Origin of the sequence: Rossellomorea aquimaris, assembly GCF_020171925.1 — a bacterium.
In the GTDB taxonomy this organism is placed as follows: Bacteria; Bacillota; Bacilli; order Bacillales; family Bacillaceae_B; genus Rossellomorea; species Rossellomorea aquimaris_F.
In genome coordinates this window covers 639,851-656,601 of the sequence record NZ_JAIVAR010000001.1, presented here as the reverse complement: position 1 = coordinate 656,601, position 16,751 = coordinate 639,851, and the positions used below count along the sequence as shown (strand labels likewise).

Genomic DNA, 16,751 nt, shown 5'->3' with positions numbered 1-16,751 from the left:
CATTCATTGAACATGTTTTCTAAAGAAATAAAAGGGAATATACGTTCGGTGTAGAAGTAGTTAGTAGGAGGGATGTTTTTATGGAACAATTTCAAAAACGGCTGAACGACTATTTCAGCGCATGGAATGAAGGGTTGATCACCAAAAAAGTTGAAGGAATCAAATCCTTTATGTCAAAAAGCTTTGTCGGGTATTGGGCTCACTCTGGAATAGACCGACCTGACCCTTATGATTATGAGTATGATCTTGAGAGCGTATTGAAAAGCATGAATCATGCCGAAAAATCTTTCGAAGCTTTCTCCATCAAAGAACGTTTAGAAGGGAAAGAGGCACTTGTCCTAGGAAGAGAGACGAACATGATCAATGGTGAACCGTATACTGCACAATGCATGTTCGTATGGAAAAAGGAGAGTGGGCAATGGATGCTCGTAAGGGAGTATATTGAGTTGGAAAGATAGTCCTTAAATGAAGGGGAGTAGATCATAGTGAATCAAGGCCGGTGGAATCTGGATACGATTTTTCCAGGAGGCAGTAAATCGAATGAATTTAAACGGCACATCCTGAAATTGAACAACAAGGTCAATCAAATGGAAAGCACAATGAAGGAATATGATACTCCTGAGGAAGTTACGGGAGCGAATGCGGATGCTATCCTGAATGGCATCAGTGAGATCCTCACCGATCTGACAGAAGCAAGTTCGTTCATCACATGCCTTCTTACCGAGAAACCTGCTGATTCTGAAGCCATTACGTTACAGGCCGAACTGTTAACCATTCAATCACGGTTCGATCTCGTCCATCAAAGAGCTAAAAAGGTTCTGATACACTCAAAGGATAGAGTGAGCGAAGGAAATCTTGATACATACGTCTATCTATTACAAGTTTGGGAGCAAGAGTCGAGATGGGAACTTAGCCATGATCAAGAGTCACTCTTGTCAGGTCTAATGCCAGACGGATACCACTCATGGGGGACATTCTATCAAGCGTTGATCAGGGATCTCACAGTGATGATCAAAATAAACGGCGTGGAGAAAGAATTTTCATTCGCGCAAGCCTTGAATCTAAGGGCACATCATGATGAAGAGGTCAGGAAAGCATCTCATGTCGCCCTTGAAAATGTATGGACCCAAAAACAGGATTTGTTTGCAAGGATCTTGAATCACATCGGTGGATTCAGGCTGCATATGTACAAGACCCGTGGGTTGGAAAATGTTCTGACGGAACCATTGGTCAATAACCGTATGGAAGAAGAGACGTTGGAATCGATGTGGACTAGCATAAACAAATATAAACATCATTTCATCCGATATTTGGATAAAAAGGCTGAGATGCTCGGTGAATCCAGCCTGAGTGCCTATAACTTCTGGGCACCTATCTCGGAACATCCCCGGTATATCGAGTATCATGAAGCCGTGTCCTTCATCTCCAAGCATTTCAGGAGGTTCGGTCCTGAAATGGGGGCTTTTGCCCGTCATGCATTCAATGACGGCTGGGTGGAAGCAGAGGACCGACCCGGAAAATCGGCCACTCCTTTCTGCGCCAGTTTCCCCCTTTCAGGTGAATCGAGGGTGTTCATGACCTATGGCGGATCTATTTTAAATGTGTTGACGCTTACCCATGAGTTAGGACATGCCTTTCATAATCATGCCATGAAGGATGTCGAAGGCGGGGCAAGGAAATACCCGATGAGTTTAGCGGAAACCGCCTCCTTTTTCGCCGAGACGATTTGTTTGGATGCAGCGATTGAAGAATCTTCTTCCCTTCATGAAAAGTTATTTTTACTGGATGAAAAAATCAAGCGGGGTGTCATGAACTTTATGAATATTCACTCCAGGTTCATCTTCGAGAAGAATTTTTACAGTGAAAGAGAAAAGGGAATGGTATCTTCAACTAGATTGAATGAACTGATGAGAGCAGCGACTGAAGAGGCATATGGGGGATCGCTAGTAAAACCTTCCTATTATTCATGGATCTGGACCCCGCATTACTATATCACGTCGGCTCCATTCTATAATTTCCCCTATACGTTCGGATACCTATTCGCCACCTGTATCTATGCGATGGCGAGGGAGAAGGGGGAAGGATTCGAGCGTGATTATATGGCGCTTCTCCAAGATTCCGGGAGGATGCCTGTGAAAGAACTCGTGATGAAATATCTAGGAGAAGATTTATCAACAGAAGGCTTTTGGGAGAAGGGACTGCAATTATGCATGAAGGACGTTGAACAATATCTATTGTTATCACAACAGTTGGAAACGGTCGGCTAAAGAAAAGAGCATGCTCCCACCATCCGGGATGCATGCTCTATTTTGGTTATTCGTAACGATTCCAGGATAGGATATCTTCAAGTGGGAGACGCGTTTTCTCAAAGCCTGCTTTCGTACCCTTACCGAGCGAAAGCAACATGATCGGTTCATAGCTTTCTGGAACATTGAATGCTTCGACGAATTTGGCTTCATCATATCCGCCCATCGGAACCGTATCGTAGCCCTTCGCCTTGGCGGCAAGCATCAATTGCATCGCTACAAGGCCGCCATCGATGTGGGCAATTTTTGCAAGACGTTCTTTAGGGAAATTACCGTAGTTATTCAGGATGCTGTTGACATACATATCCTTAACATCTTCAGGCATGTTGCCTTTCTCTGCAATTTGAGAGTAAATACGGTCGGCATTCTGGTAAGCTTCACGATCACCAAGAATGGCGATGACCACCGAAGCATCCACGATTTGCTGCTGATTGTTCGCAATCGGTAGAAGTCGCTCTTTTTCCTCCTGATCCTCAATCACCAAAAATCTCCAAGGTTGCAGATTACTAGATGATGGCGCAAGTGTTGCCGTCTCAAGGATGTCACGAATTTCGTTCTCTTCTAATTTATACTGTGGGTCATATTGTCGAACCGAGCGGCGTTCCCTCGCCACCGTCAGGAAATCCGTGTCTTCCAACTGCTTTGGGGCCTCTTTCGTTGTATCGATTTCTTTCACTTTATTTAAATATTCTTCTTTACTCATCGTTTTGGACATAGTCAATCTCCTTTAAACTGTATTCTATACAAGAACAGTATAGAGGGCTAACTGTTCTTTTGTCAAATACAGTTACTTGAAGAGCGAAGAAATTTTAGAATCGCAATCATCCTCCGTTCGTATCAATAAAAGCACCGACTCAATAAGGAAATTTATGTTAGACTATTTTCATATCTTTTCGATAGTAAAGAGTACGGGAAGGGGATTATATGAAGAAATATGATGGAAAGCTACAGCAAATCACCAGTTTCATAGAAGGGAAAATGAAGGTTGAAGGCGTCGGCTTGAGCGTAGCGATCGTAAAGAACAAGGAACGTATATTTTCAAAAGGGTTTGGGACTTCAAGAATTGGAAATGATCTCTTCTATATCGACGGAGAGACTAGGATGAGCATTCAAAGTATTTCTAAAAACTTCGCTGCCCTTTCCATAATGAAGCTTGTTGACAAACAGCTAGTTTCATTGGATGACCCAGTCGTTAACCATCTACCGTATTTTCGTACACAAGTCAAACATCAGAGTGACTCCATCACCATACGGCATGTGTTATCCCACACAGCGGGTTTCCCATCAGATTTGGGAATTGCCAATATGATAGCTCCGAATGTTTCGGAGATTTTTTCGGATACACCCACTGAATTTCAAGAAGCACTTGACTATTATCACCTTACGGAAGAAGAAATACGAAGCGTGAAAAGTCGTGAGGACGTTACGAAGTGGTTTGAAAAAGTGGAACTGCAGTACGAAGCAGGGAAGGGGTGGGCATACTGTACAGATGCTTATGTCATCATCGCCGACATCGTTGAAAAAGTGAGTGGCCGTGGTTGGGATACCTTTCTTTCAGAAGAAATCCTGGAACCGCTTAGTCTGAAAAGGACCACCAGCGACCCAACGGTAGTCCTAAATGATGATAACAGCGCTAAATACTATCTTGGCGAAGGGAAAGAAGAAACACCTTTTCCAATGAACCCAGTTTCCGCACCGATTGGTTATCTCTACTCAACTGCCAATGATCTGAGTGATTATCTGATGTTCCATATGGAGGGGAAATCAACAGTCCTTCCCTCAGTTTTCACTCAAGAGATGCAAAAGATCGTCCGTCCCGTCAGTGAGGAATGGCAATTCGACAGCAACGACAGAAGCTATGGACTCGCATGGTTTATCGATACATATAGAGGATTTAGAAGAGTGGAACATGGAGGAGGCCAAATGGCGGTGCGATCACTGATGACCATGATCCCCGAACTCGAACTTGGGGTTGTGGTTCTCATGAATTTTGACGGGACCATGCACCATGAGATTTGCGATAAGATTTTAGATGTATTCATTGGGGAATAACTGTTTTTGTGGTAGATCATCTTCAATAAATCTTGCTGAGTAATAGCTACTTTAGAACAAACAGGCTAAGCGCAATCACGCTTAGCCTGTTATCTCGTCCAATTACTATTTAAATAATACAATACCGTACTACCTCATCAAATCTGCTATTGTCTTCTGCTCGAGTCCCTTCACTACCCAGCTCTCCATTTCATCACGCAGTTCGAATAGAGATTCACGTGTGGAAGGGGCAAAGCACTCTTTGCTTTTGACGTCGAAGAAACCCTTCGGGAAGGTTTCTGCTCGCATGGCATCATACACATCCGATAACCTTATGTCTTCAGGATGCTTGACGAGGGAATATCCGCCGTCCCGTCCTTCTTTAGCAGAAACTAACCCTGTCTTAACGAGATGCCTTAAGACCTTCCTAAGAAAAACAGATTTAGAATTCAATTTCTCGGCAAGTTCTCCGCTCGGGCATACTCCTTCAGAATCAGCGAGCACGACCAATGCCTGGATCGCCACGCTGAACCATTTTGTACTTGTCACTCTTTCAGCCATCGTTTCACCCCATTATCTATTCCTTATTCTGAAACATCACATGGTAAAAGTCAAAACGTTTTCGAAGGTACGTCCCTCGATGCGTTAATGCATTAAAGGAACCTTACTTTAAGATACGAGGGATAAGTAGCTGGGTATTACGAGGCCCCATTCATTGTTTGCGAATTCAACATCACACTTGATGAACCTCCCTTTTTTTGAAATAATTGGTATACACAAATAAGGGAAAGCAGGAGATTGGATTGAATGATACGAAAACCATTTGGAACAAGAAGTACGCAGAAACTGAAAATTTATGGGGCCTCAAACCAACAGCTACACTAGTAAAATATAAAAGCCTCGTTCCCGATCATGGGAAAATACTCGATCTCGGAATGGGTGATGGCCGCAATGCTCTTTATTTTGCTAGTCTTGGGTTTGACGTGGAGGGGGTCGACTATTCAGAGAATGCCATTAAGCGTTGCCGTAAGCTCGCAGATGAAGCTGGGTTTTCCATCTGTGCAAATGTCGCCGATTTAAGGGAAGTTTGCATTGATGAAGAATCCTATTCGTTGATCATCCTATCAAACGTGCTGAGCTTCTTTCATGACCGGGAGATCGATCAACTCCTACGAAAAGCGAAAGCTGGTTTGGTGGAGGATGGTTTGATTTACGTCCAGGCGTTTGATCTCAATGATCCGATCTATATATCTAACAAAGAAAAACACGAAGAAGTGTCACCAAACACTTTTTATCGCCCTCGTACGGATTCGCATATGCACTTTTTCACTAGAAATGAGCTGGAGGGGCATTTCGTAGATTATAAGACCATCAGTATTTCACAGAACTACGCAGTGGACATGTGGCATGGTCAACCACATTTTCATGGGATATTGGAAATATTGATGCAGAAACGTTTAAGAGGGGAAGAGTAAAATGGAGAACATAATAGGACTTTTATCTTTGTTTCCCATCATCTGGATATGCAGCTTCCTGATTGCACGTATGCTCAGCCCATTTGGAAAAACGCAAGTCAGGAACGAATTGAAGATTACTTGCATTCAGTCCATACTCATTAGTCTGCTGATCGTCTTTATGAATTAGCACTTTTCTAAAAAAATATTGAATTCCTCAATGTAATATGATAACTTAAATGGAAATTAGAGGTGGATCAAAATGACTTTCATTCTAAACATTAACTTAAATTCTCAACTTCATCATCATTTCAATTAGCCTTTCTATCCGATTTTTATAAAAATCGAACATAGGAAGGTTATTTCTCATTGAACCGCATTTGATTAAGTTTCTCACTTAAATCAAGTGCGGTTCTTTTTTATTTTGTAAAATTTGTGCTTCAGGTGAAGGAGTCAAAACAGATTCATATCTAAAAAAGGAGGAAAACGACATGAAGAAAATGGATTATCAAAATGTTAAAGGGACACAAGATTACTTGCCGGAAGCAGAAAAGGTGAGAAGGGACATTAGAAGAACGCTCGAGGACGTCTTCATCCAATATGGCTGCCAGCCACTTGAGACGCCGATTTTGAATTACTCGGAACTTCTTGCTTCTAAATACGGAGGAGGGGCTGAAATTCTTGAAGAAATGTATACCCTATCCGACAGAGGGGAAAGAGAATTGGCTCTTCGATATGACCTGACCATTCCGTTCGCGAAAGTGATCGCCATGAATCCTGCGCAGCGTATGCCATTTAAGAGATACGAAATCGGGAAAGTCTTCCGTGACGGACCGGTCAAAAGGGGGAGATTCCGTGAATTCACTCAGTGTGATGTCGATATTGTTGGTGTCGACTCCAAAGTGGCGGAGGCAGAGTTGATGATCATGGCAATCGATGCGTTCAAGAAACTTAAACTGGAGATCCTTATCCAATATAATAACCGTAAACTATTGGTCGGCTTGCTTGAAGAATTCGGGATTAGCATCAACAACATGAATAAAACGATTCTCATTCTTGATAAGTTGGAGAAAGTTGGGGTTATGAACGTCCTAAAAGAATTAACTGAACTAAATGTGGAAAGGACAACGATTGATTTTATCGAAAAATTCCTCAAGGAAGAAGAGTATCGGAGTTTTCAATACTTGGATACGTTTTCCTCACTGAATCGGAATATAAAAGAGGGTCTGAAGGAATTGGAGGAATTGAAGTCCTACCTAAGCTACCTCGGAATTGATGGAGAATGCGTATTTAACCCGTTCCTAGCCAGAGGGTTGGAAATTTACACGGGTTCGGTTTATGAAATCTTCCTTAAAGACGCATCAATCACGTCCAGTATCGGAAGCGGAGGACGTTATGATAACGCGATCGGCGGGCTGTTAGGGAGCGACCAAACATTCTCTACAGTCGGGATATCCTTTGGACTGGATGTCATTTATGAAGCTTTGAATCCAAAAGAAAGAATACCGAACAAGCGTTCAGAAGTGGATTATATCATCATACCGATGGGAGCAGTCAAAGAAGCATTATCAGTGGCAACCGCCCTAAGGAGAAGGGGCTATGTAGTCGAACTCGAAATGAGCCAGAAGAAGATAGGTAAGTTGCTCAACAAAGCGAATAAAGATGGTGTCGGAAAGGTCGTCGTCATCGGGGAAGACGAAGTAAAACGTAATCAGATTACAATCAAGGACATGAATTCAGGAAAAGAAACGACAGAAACGTATGTCTTTAATGAAAGACAAAAGGAAAATTTTTCTTGAGTAAATGAGGCTTGTTTGAAATAATTGGGTTATCAATCGAACAAAGGATGAACTGAACATGCAGCACTCACTAACCCTAACAGGAAAACGTCGATTAGAGTGGTCTAGAACCAATGTCAAATCCCTCGAAAAGGATGAAATTTTGGTTCGGACCGTTTACGGGGCGATCAGTATCGGAGCTGAACTGCCACAGTATGATGAATCTAATGTAAGCGATCACCTTCCTCATTACCCCAGGGAAACTGGTTATGAAAGTTTCGGCATTGTAATGGAGGCGGGGGATGAGGTCACTCATCTTGAACGGGGTGACCATGTGGTCGCTTTTTATGGACATAAAGATTTAGCAGTGGTGAAAGCGGATAAAGCAGTCAAAGTCCCAGAAGGAGTTGAGGGTTCGATTGCCTTGCTTAACACTCTATCATGTGATGCGGCGAAGGGGGTCTTGAAGCTAAAGCCTGCCAAGAAGGATCGCGTCCTCGTTACAGGGGCAGGGACGATGGGGCTTTTGGCTATTCATTTTTTGAAAAGCTTTATGAATGTGGAGCACATAGATGCTTTGGAACCTAATGAAGCCAGGAGGGAAAAGGCTAAATCATTCGGTGCCGACATTTGCTACAGTGATAAAGCGGAGATACCCGAAAGGACATACGATTATGGTCTTGAATGTTCTGGACGTAATGAAGCGTTCCATGCCCTCCTTAAATCATTGAAACATAACGGGGAGGCTTGCGTCTTATCGGACGGCAATAAGGAGCTTCTACGACTCAATGAATATTTTTATGAAAAGGAACTGAAAATTGTCGGGTCGAGTGATGGATGGAACTATGGAGAACACGCAAGATGGTTTTTTGATAATTGTTTAAAGACACCTCATCTTTCTTCCCTATTCGAACATAAAATACTTTCCCATCAGTTGATCGACTGTTTTTCCGATCTTAGTGAAGGGAAGATCAATCCCATTAAAGTTCTGGTCCATTATAAGTGATGGTTAATTTACGAAAAATGAAACTTTCAGACTATAAAAATCGTAAAGAATGGGATCGGATACGAAATTCATCTATCTCACGTTGCCAATAAGGGAGGTACATCTCATGGGTCTTACAATATTTTTAGCCATAGTTGGAGTCTATTTTATTATTTCACTAATACTGTTGCCGTTTCAATATCGGTTTTTGATTGCATTAAAAGCGGAAGAAGCAAAGAATCGAAGGAAAGGGCGGAAGCAAGGTGACATGTATGACAGAATGAACGCTGGTGAACTGAGCCTGCATGGAAATATGCAGGGGAATCCACTGTTCCTTCTTGCCAACATCATGGCATCCATCCTGTATCGAATAAAACACGCAAACAAGAATTAATAGGATGTGACGTGATAGCAGGACAGCTTGCATGACAAAAAAATTAGTATATGCAGGGATTGGTGGGATATCCGGTGCCCTTCTCTCGATGTGGTTAATGGGGGATGGATTCAGCACTTCAGGTTTCATTGGTGGAATAACAGGGGTCATCATCGTCCTCGAATTATATTTATTCCTAAAAAGAAACACTTCCCATTTAAAAATCTAATCAATTAAGGGAGTATGATACTGTGCTAGCAAAAATGATAGGCGTCAAGCTTTTAACAGAATACAAGAATCCAAATTATAAAGTGAAACTGCAATGCCCGGACGGAAGTGAATTGTTCATCAGATTTGATTACACGTATCGAACGGGAAGCTACATGCCATTGGAGGTCCACCATGACGGAGCTTCACAAGGAGCCAGGCTCTCATGGTACACAAGCGAAGTGGAAAACATGACAGTCCATTCCTTTTTGGAACAAATCGCCAGGAAGATTGACAAGAAATATCGGTTCGACCTTGAAGAACATAAAAAGAAAGTGGTCAAGCGCTGACAGTTCATTTCAAAAAACTCAAAGGAAGTGATCGTTATCCTTTTCATCATTTTGGCTGTCATCATCTTGCTTACTGGAGTCTTCACCCCTGTAGGTAACTTATTCACGTTTCCTCTTTCAATAATTATCCTCATTCTAGGGTTCTATCGATTGAAGGGAAAAACATAACTAACGGCCGGTATTCTTTAACAAAGAATACCGGTTTTTATTTCGAATACTACCTCCCGTTCAATGCGGTCCTCCACTGCTATAATCGGATACCCGGCCATTTTGATCAACCATCCATTCTACGAACCTATTTATGCGTAATCATTTACATAATAGGAAAAAATACTAATGCATAATTCCGTAAACAACTATATAATTGAAAAAGTTTACACTAGAAGGCGGGACGAACAGAATGGGAAGAAGAAAGGCTTGGTTATGTGTGTTGTTATTCACATCGGTTATTGGTATGTTGGTGTCCAGTGAGTTCTCAGTGAAAAGTGGATACGCTTTAAGCAGGCAGGAAATGGCACTCCACTGGCTTCAAAGGCAGCTTGATCCCCCGAAATACCCAGTCGATATCTCGTTGGATGAAGACTATCCATGGGAACCAGTAGATCATCTTTCCGGGACCGTGGACGTTTCTACAATAAACAACAACGAGTTCGAAGTAAGGATTTATTCCATCTCTGACATTCCTTATCTCCAGACAATCCTGCCAGTCAGAAGGTGATGGCCGTTTTACTACGGAAGATGCCGACAGCTCATTTAATGGGATCAGAGCAGGAAAGAAAGAAGCTAGATTGGTCAAGAAATTAAATGGTAAGCTATATTCAACAACCGAATTGCCGAAATGGGGATTAATCAGATCCTATCATGTCCCCATTGAAGACCCAGCTAACAGGACAGGAGTCGATGGTCGCAGCTGGCTCTATGATAATGCTTTGGCTGTGTCGGCTTTTTCATTGGCAGGTGACCGCGAGAGGGCATCATCGATTCTCGGTACAATGTCCCGATTACAAAATAAAGATGGGTCTTTTGCATTTTCATATCACATTTTCAACGGTCCTTTGGACAGACGGAAACGAAGCGGTTCAATCGCATGGGCAGGGGATGCAGCCATCACGTATGAGAATATGTTCGGAGATCCTTCTTACAGAAACATTGCCATCCGTGCCGCGGAATTTCTTTTGACCCAGAAGGATCCGGTTATCGGCAGCATCAGAGGTGGCCCTGACGTAGATTGGTACTCGACCGAACATAATATCGATGCGTACTTTTTCTTCAGGAATCTTGGTCGACTGACGGGTAATCCCCGATATGTAGATGCTTCTATAGACATTAAAAACGCACTGCTGACTTCCCATTGGAACACGGGGCAAAGAAGATTAAATCAAGGCATCAATGACGAGTCAGCCGCACTTGATACCAATTCATGGGGCTCGATATTCCTGGAGAGCATCGGAAGGAAGGATTTGTCACGTGATGCAACGTCATATCTCCAACGCTTTAAAGTGAATGATGTCCTGATGAACATGAGTGAACATCCATCTTCCTATAATCAATCCTATTCTTCCGATACCCTCCTCACAGGATATAAGCCATATGGACCTGGATATGAGGGGGCACCTGAAATCGTATGGTCAGAAGGGACCTGGGGTGTGATCAACTTATTCCTTCGGCAGGGGAAGGACACGACAAGCTTGATGGAATCCATGTTTGCACTCCAAGACGCAGATCCTGATGGGGGAATTGTTTATGCGCATCAAGGGTACGCTGAATCTCCGTATGAGTTCCATGTCTGGCCGTCCGTAGCCGGCGCAGCTTGGCAATACATCACCTTAAAGGATCCGGGAGGGATATGGGGAGAGTAAGTGAAACTTTATATAGATAATGACTCGAATGTAAGGGTTGGTGCCGTATATATGCAGACGGCACCTTTTTATTAGGACATCTTCCTTAATGTCACGGCATGATTAGAGTGAACAGCGAATTGAACATGATCAAACCAGGACTATTAATACTTTTGTAAGAAAGTCGATAACACTAATAAGATCTTGCTTTAAACTGATAAATAAAATGTTTCAGCGTATACATGATTGTGGAGAAATGATTTACAGGATTAGGAAACGACTGCTGGACAAAGAAGGGATCTTAATGATGATAAAAGGTTTTTTTGTTAATATTTGCATACTGGTCACATTTTTTTATTTGATTGGTTCTTTCTCAAGAAAATTGAGCCAGAGGGGCTGGATCCGGTGTGTCGGACTTGGCAGTATTTTCGGTGGCATGGGCTTGGTTTTGATGTTGTTCAGCATCCCGTTATCCCACCATACGATCGCTGACTTAAGACATCTTGCGTTTGTCGCTTCAGCCACTTATTTCGGTAGTGTGGCCACGTTGACAGCAACCGCCATCATCTCACTCGGAAGGATCATCATGTTCGGTTATAATCAGCAGGCGTTGAATGCAAGTGTCACCATGCTGGCTGCTGGTGTCGTGTGCATCTTGATCAGTAAGGGGGTCCGCTCAACCTGGTGGAGGGTGCATTTCATGAATTACGCATCCTTGGGGCTGATCTCCGTGGCGCTGTCACTGAATCTTGGCTTCTCAAGGATGACGGAAGTTTTCCCTTATCATATCATGACATCGCTTATCGGAGGGGTCATCTTATTCTTCATAGCCGAGCACTTCAAGAAGATGAATCGCTATATTAAGCGACTATCGAACGAGGTCAGTATGGATCACCTGACAAAGCTTCATAATGTGAAAGCATTTGATGAAGATGTGAATCGCCAGATCAATCATTCGACCGAGCACGGGACATCCTTCGCGCTACTGTTATTGGATATCGACCATTTCAAGCATGTGAATGATACGTACGGTCATCTCAATGGGGATGAAGTGTTGATTCAACTGGCATCTATTCTGAGGGCATCTTCGGGTAAAAAGGTCAAAGCGTACCGTAATGGGGGAGAAGAATTCAGTATGATCATGAGCTTTAGTCATGAACGCGAAGTTTATGAGAAGGCAGAAGAAATCAGGACTGCCGTAGAAAGCCAGGGGTTTCATTTAAAACATGATCAACAGATCCACATCACGATTTCGATAGGGTATGCGATTTATCAGCCGTCACAAGAAGTCTCAATATTTGAAAATGCCGATGAGGCCTTATACAGGGCGAAGCGATCTGGTCGGAACAGGGTTTGCGGACCAGAGGGGGAAGCAAAGTAAAAATAGACCGGGACACGTAGAGTGTACCCGGTCTTTTGAACATAATGATGACTATATTCCCGCCCAAACATCTTTTCCGAAGCGACCTTCTTCTTCAAGCCGAGCGAGCCAATTCGCAGACTCTTCTTCAGACGATCCATGAACGTCTTGATAAGCTTTACGGAGGGTCTCTTCCACTTCAGGGGCCATTCGGCTTCCATCACCGCAAATATAGAGATGGGCACCTTGGTCCAGCAGTTCGATCAAATGAGGTCCATCCTGATTCATCAAATGCTGCACGTACGTTTTAGGCTGTCCTTCAACACGGGAAAATGCAGTATGAAGGGTGATGAGCCCGTTCTTTTCATCCTTCGAAAGTTCATCCCTGTAAATGTAATCCTTCTCAGGGTGGCGGCAGCCGAAATAAAGATGTGCTTCTCCAATCGGCAGACCTTGTTCTTTCATCTTGCGGCGTGCCTGCAGGAATCCACGGAATGGAGCGATGCCTGTACCCGGTCCCACCATGATGATTGATGTTGCAGGGTCTTTCGGCAACTCGAAGTTTGACTGTGGCGTCCGGATGAAGCAAGAGATGTCTTCACCAGTCTCCAGACGTGCCAAGTAGTTAGAGGCAACCCCTTCATATTCTCCATGTCCGCTCCAGGCGGTACCTCTCACGACACCGACCGTAATACTCAATTGATCTTCATGTACCCGAGGCGAGCTAGAGATCGAATAATACCTTGGTTTGAGAGCCGGCAGCAGTTCCAAGAAGCGTTCGAATGGCAGCTCACAAGCTTCGTACTTTTCCATGAAATCGAGCATTGACACACGTTTCTTCAAGACTTGCTCACGATAGACTTCCTCTTCTAGTAAAACTTCCAATTCCTTTTTATGTGGAGGGCAGACCGTATATCCTGCCATTTCTCGTAGTTGAGCGCGGGTGGCCGGCTCCTGCACTTCGACGCAATGACTAAGGAGATCGTCTAACGAAACAGGGCGGTCAAGTGGGAGATGGTCTGCACTTCGTCCGCTTGCAGATAGCATGACTTGATCATTTCCTTTAAGCCCGAATCGCTTTAACACTCGATTCACATTTTTTGAGCTGTTTTTCGGAAGGACTCCGAGATGATCGCCCTCTTTGTACGATAGCCCTTCAGGCAGGGAGACTTCAATGTGACGTGTGCTCCTGTCACTTTCAGATGACTGCAACTCATGATTAGCCAGAATACTGGTGTTCACTGCCTCGTACGTTTTGGCGAGCGGAGAACCGCCTATGCCACTCACAAACTCCATACTGAGGCTATTGCGTTCCTTGCCGTCATTTTCAATCTTCAGCCCGAATGTCTCAACCGCATCTGCCCACATGCGCTCTTTCCATTGTTCAAGCTGTCCTTCGAAATCACCGCTCGCATCTCCTTCACCGCGCTCCGAAAACCTGACAGCGCCTTTCTCTGCAAGCTTATCGTCGATCAACCTTGGTACATTCTGATACGTGCTTGCCCAGTTACGATCTCCACAACCGAATACTGCAAAGTGGACACCTTTCAGTTCGTCCGGCGACACTTCATCAAGCCATTGTACGAATTGATTCGCATTGCTTGGAGGCTTACCGTTGTAGGAAGAAGTGACAATCAAGACGGCACCTTCACTCGGCAAGCTGCCTACACGGTCATTAAGAGGGGATACCTCTGTGCGGACACCATGGAAGCTTGCAGTATCAGCCAATTCCTTGGCCACACCTTCAGACGTCCCTGCGTCTGAACCGTATAGGACAAGCAGTGGCCGGTCGTTAAGTCCGGAAATTGCAGGCGCATCCTGCTGCTTTCCTTGTTCGGTCTTCCCTTGTGAAGATTCTCCGGAAGGGAAAACTGAGTAGTCGACAGCTGTCTGGTTACGATTCTTCACCTTGATCTTGAAATCACCTGGTTTAAGCGTCAACGTCTGCTTGACATTCAGTTCATAGTTTTCGTCATCGATGAACTCGAATTGCTTCAGGAGCATAGCTAGTACAAGGGTTGCCTCATGGAGGGCGAACTGCATCCCGATGCAGGCGCGCTGGCCATTTCCGAATGGCTTATACGCATGATGGGGAACTTTTTCCTGGTCCTCGAACCGTTCGGGACGGAATGCTTCCACATCTTCTCCCCATGCGTCTTTATCCCTGTGCAGCTTGGGGATCAGGACGGTGATTTTATCTACATCTTTCTTAACCGGGTACTTGCCTTGAAGGAGGGTATCCTCTTTGGCATAAAGACTGAAGGCGGGTGCAGTCGGCCATAGACGCAGTGACTCATTCAAGATCATCCTGATGTATTTCAGGTCGATCACCTGTCTATAGTCCGGGGCAGGCCCTGTGAAGACCCGGTCAACCTCTTCATAGGCCTTTTCTAACTTATCAGGGTTTTTCATCAGGAAGTAGAGCGCAAATGATAACAGACCGCTGGTCGTTTCATGGCCTGCGATCAAGAAGGTGATGATCTGGAAGCGGATGTTTTCATCATCAAGCTTCTCTCCGGTTTCGGGGTCCTTCACATTCAACATGCGCGAAAGCAGATCGTTTTCTTCCTGACTCCCGTTTGCCTTACGTTCAGCGATGATATTGTCGACCATCGAGAACATCGTCTGAGTATCATGCTGGAACTGACGCTTCGTCCTGATCATCAGTTTATCCTGTATGTCCAGTCTTTGAATCTGATGCATGGCTTCATCAAGGGCCCGGACCATACTGGTAATGAACGGATGAGGACGCTCACGATAGAAACTATTGAAACGGTAATTGAATCCGCAAAGACCGATTGTATCCAGCGTCAGCCGTGTCATATCCTCGGGCACATCGATTTCCTCGTTCGGATTGAGACGAGCCCATTTCTGGACAAGCTGGATACCAATGTCGACCATCATCCCATGATAGTCTTTCATCGCACGCTGACTGAATGTAGGGAGGAGGATGTTATGCGCCTTGCTCCAGTTAGGCTCGTCGGTCCTGCTTGTAAATAGTCCATCTCCACCGAAAGCGCGAACCTTTTCAAGTGCCCCTTCAATGCTCTTATCAAACCTGGATTGGTCGCATACCTCTTTTACAATCTCATGTCCCGAGACGATGATCGTCGATGCTGCCGGTGTTTGCAAACGGAAAATAGGGCCTTGTTCCTCTGCGATCTTCATGAAGGTTAATGACGGATTATCCTTGTCGATCAGAGGGAGATGGCCGAGTGGACCGTATGTCTTTGGCTGTGGGATTTCTTCAAACTTTTCCAAGGAAAACACCCTTTCAATGATTGATTACTGTAGCAACTTCACTTGATGAAGTTCACCTTTAAGCTGTGTTTGATCACTTCTTTCCATTTCCCTTCCTCTTTCGTGACATTCGTGAAATTCTCCATGATATGAGGGGCAGCCTGCTGATGGGCAACCGATGAAAGAAGCATGACGATCAGTTCTTCCGGATCCTGCTCTGCAAGAACCCCCAATTCAATCCCTTTGATAATGAATGGATAACTTTGTTCGTGAAACGGTCTGATCAACAGTTCGAAGAGGTAATCAAACCGTTCTCCTTTTTGAACGCTTTCGTTCATGATAAACAAACTGAACTCCCGATGTTCAAACGTCATATCGACCAACTTATCAAATAGTTCACGGAGCATCTCTCGCATATCAGAAGCATCCTGTACTTCTTCAAGCTTGAATGTATTGGTCTCCAATACTTCTCTTGATAATTTAAGGATAACTTCTTTCCAAAGGTCCATTTTCGAGCCAAAATGATATTTGATCAATGCCATGTTCACATTTGCATCCAAGGCAATTTCGCGGAGAGAGGTTTCTTCGAATCCTTTGGTTGAAAACAGTGCTGTGGCAGAACGGATGAGCTCCTTCTTTGCCACATCCTGATTGGACCGAGGTCTCCCTGGCGCCTTTTTTTGGTAGTCGTATTCTGTCATGATAGGAGTTCCTTTCCTTAATTAATCACTTGATTAATTAATATGGGTTCAGTATCTAGCAAACGAAACGTAAAGTCAAACGATAACAGAAGGAAATCAGCGATTATCATTAGGTATAATTAATCAAT

At 44.0% G+C, this 16,751-nt stretch carries 17 protein-coding genes; 13 read left to right on the top strand and 4 right to left on the bottom strand.

Annotated features, from left to right (window positions below; all coding sequences use genetic code 11):
* Positions 1-80 precede the first annotated feature (80 nt).
* Together LCM10_RS03270 and LCM10_RS03265 are read left to right on the top strand one after the other, a co-directional pair.
* Positions 81-458, top strand: coding sequence for a nuclear transport factor 2 family protein (locus LCM10_RS03270; protein WP_224874674.1), 378 nt, complete (start codon positions 81-83; stop codon positions 456-458).
* 27 nt (positions 459-485) lie between these two features.
* Positions 486-2,267: a M3 family oligoendopeptidase gene (locus LCM10_RS03265; protein ID WP_224874673.1), complete on the top strand. Its 1,782-nt coding sequence runs from the start codon at positions 486-488 to the stop codon at positions 2,265-2,267.
* A 46-nt stretch (positions 2,268-2,313) separates the two neighbouring features.
* On the opposite strand, the gene LCM10_RS03260 is transcribed toward LCM10_RS03265, so the two are convergent.
* Positions 2,314-3,021 (bottom strand): nitroreductase family protein, encoded by a 708-nt coding sequence (locus tag LCM10_RS03260; protein ID WP_224874671.1) that lies wholly within the window; start codon positions 3,019-3,021, stop codon positions 2,314-2,316.
* 209 nt (positions 3,022-3,230) lie between these two features.
* On the opposite strand from LCM10_RS03260, the gene LCM10_RS03255 reads away from it, so the two are divergent.
* On the top strand, positions 3,231-4,358 hold the full coding sequence (locus LCM10_RS03255) for a serine hydrolase domain-containing protein (RefSeq protein WP_224874670.1): 1,128 nt from the start codon (positions 3,231-3,233) through the stop codon (positions 4,356-4,358).
* A 129-nt stretch (positions 4,359-4,487) separates the two neighbouring features.
* Here LCM10_RS03255 and LCM10_RS03250 read toward each other — a convergent pair whose 3' ends face one another.
* On the bottom strand, positions 4,488-4,898 hold the full coding sequence (locus tag LCM10_RS03250) for an RrF2 family transcriptional regulator (protein ID WP_224874668.1): 411 nt from the start codon (positions 4,896-4,898) through the stop codon (positions 4,488-4,490).
* Positions 4,899-5,140: 242 nt separating this feature from the next.
* Here LCM10_RS03250 and LCM10_RS03245 point away from each other — a divergent pair, with 242 nt between their 5' ends.
* The 10 genes from LCM10_RS03245 (at position 5,141) to LCM10_RS03200 (ending at position 12,703) form a co-directional block, all read left to right on the top strand.
* Entirely contained in the window at positions 5,141-5,812 is a 672-nt protein-coding gene (locus LCM10_RS03245; protein WP_224874666.1) for a class I SAM-dependent methyltransferase, read from the top strand.
* A 1-nt stretch (position 5,813) separates the two neighbouring features.
* On the top strand, positions 5,814-5,981 hold the full coding sequence (locus LCM10_RS03240) for a hypothetical protein (protein ID WP_224874664.1): 168 nt from the start codon (positions 5,814-5,816) through the stop codon (positions 5,979-5,981).
* Between the two features lie 301 nt (positions 5,982-6,282).
* Positions 6,283-7,590, top strand: a complete 1,308-nt coding sequence (locus tag LCM10_RS03235; RefSeq protein ID WP_318247465.1) for a histidine--tRNA ligase — start codon at positions 6,283-6,285, stop codon at positions 7,588-7,590.
* Between the two features lie 58 nt (positions 7,591-7,648).
* Positions 7,649-8,575 (top strand): zinc-dependent alcohol dehydrogenase, encoded by a 927-nt coding sequence (locus tag LCM10_RS03230; RefSeq protein ID WP_224874662.1) that lies wholly within the window; start codon positions 7,649-7,651, stop codon positions 8,573-8,575.
* A 106-nt stretch (positions 8,576-8,681) separates the two neighbouring features.
* On the top strand, positions 8,682-8,948 hold the full coding sequence (locus LCM10_RS03225) for a DUF3949 domain-containing protein (protein ID WP_224874660.1): 267 nt from the start codon (positions 8,682-8,684) through the stop codon (positions 8,946-8,948).
* 31 nt (positions 8,949-8,979) lie between these two features.
* Positions 8,980-9,156 carry a hypothetical protein gene (locus LCM10_RS03220; RefSeq protein ID WP_224874659.1) on the top strand — a complete coding sequence of 59 codons (177 nt, stop codon included), beginning with the start codon at positions 8,980-8,982 and terminating at the stop codon, positions 9,154-9,156.
* 22 nt (positions 9,157-9,178) lie between these two features.
* Complete coding sequence (locus tag LCM10_RS03215; protein ID WP_224874657.1) at positions 9,179-9,484, top strand: hypothetical protein; 306 nt, start codon at positions 9,179-9,181, stop codon at positions 9,482-9,484.
* Between the two features lie 400 nt (positions 9,485-9,884).
* Positions 9,885-10,202: a hypothetical protein gene (locus tag LCM10_RS03210; protein WP_224874655.1), complete on the top strand. Its 318-nt coding sequence runs from the start codon at positions 9,885-9,887 to the stop codon at positions 10,200-10,202.
* 70 nt (positions 10,203-10,272) lie between these two features.
* Positions 10,273-11,343: a hypothetical protein gene (locus LCM10_RS03205; protein WP_224874654.1), complete on the top strand. Its 1,071-nt coding sequence runs from the start codon at positions 10,273-10,275 to the stop codon at positions 11,341-11,343.
* Positions 11,344-11,626: 283 nt separating this feature from the next.
* On the top strand, positions 11,627-12,703 hold the full coding sequence (locus tag LCM10_RS03200) for a diguanylate cyclase (protein WP_224874652.1): 1,077 nt from the start codon (positions 11,627-11,629) through the stop codon (positions 12,701-12,703).
* A 51-nt stretch (positions 12,704-12,754) separates the two neighbouring features.
* Here the strand turns inward: LCM10_RS03200 and LCM10_RS03195 are convergent, their stop codons facing one another.
* Both LCM10_RS03195 and LCM10_RS03190 read right to left on the bottom strand, forming a co-directional pair.
* Positions 12,755-15,850: a bifunctional cytochrome P450/NADPH--P450 reductase gene (locus LCM10_RS03195; RefSeq protein ID WP_412103374.1), complete on the bottom strand. Its 3,096-nt coding sequence runs from the start codon at positions 15,848-15,850 to the stop codon at positions 12,755-12,757.
* 131 nt (positions 15,851-15,981) lie between these two features.
* Positions 15,982-16,623: a TetR/AcrR family transcriptional regulator gene (locus LCM10_RS03190; RefSeq protein WP_224874650.1), complete on the bottom strand. Its 642-nt coding sequence runs from the start codon at positions 16,621-16,623 to the stop codon at positions 15,982-15,984.
* Positions 16,624-16,751 lie beyond the last annotated feature (128 nt).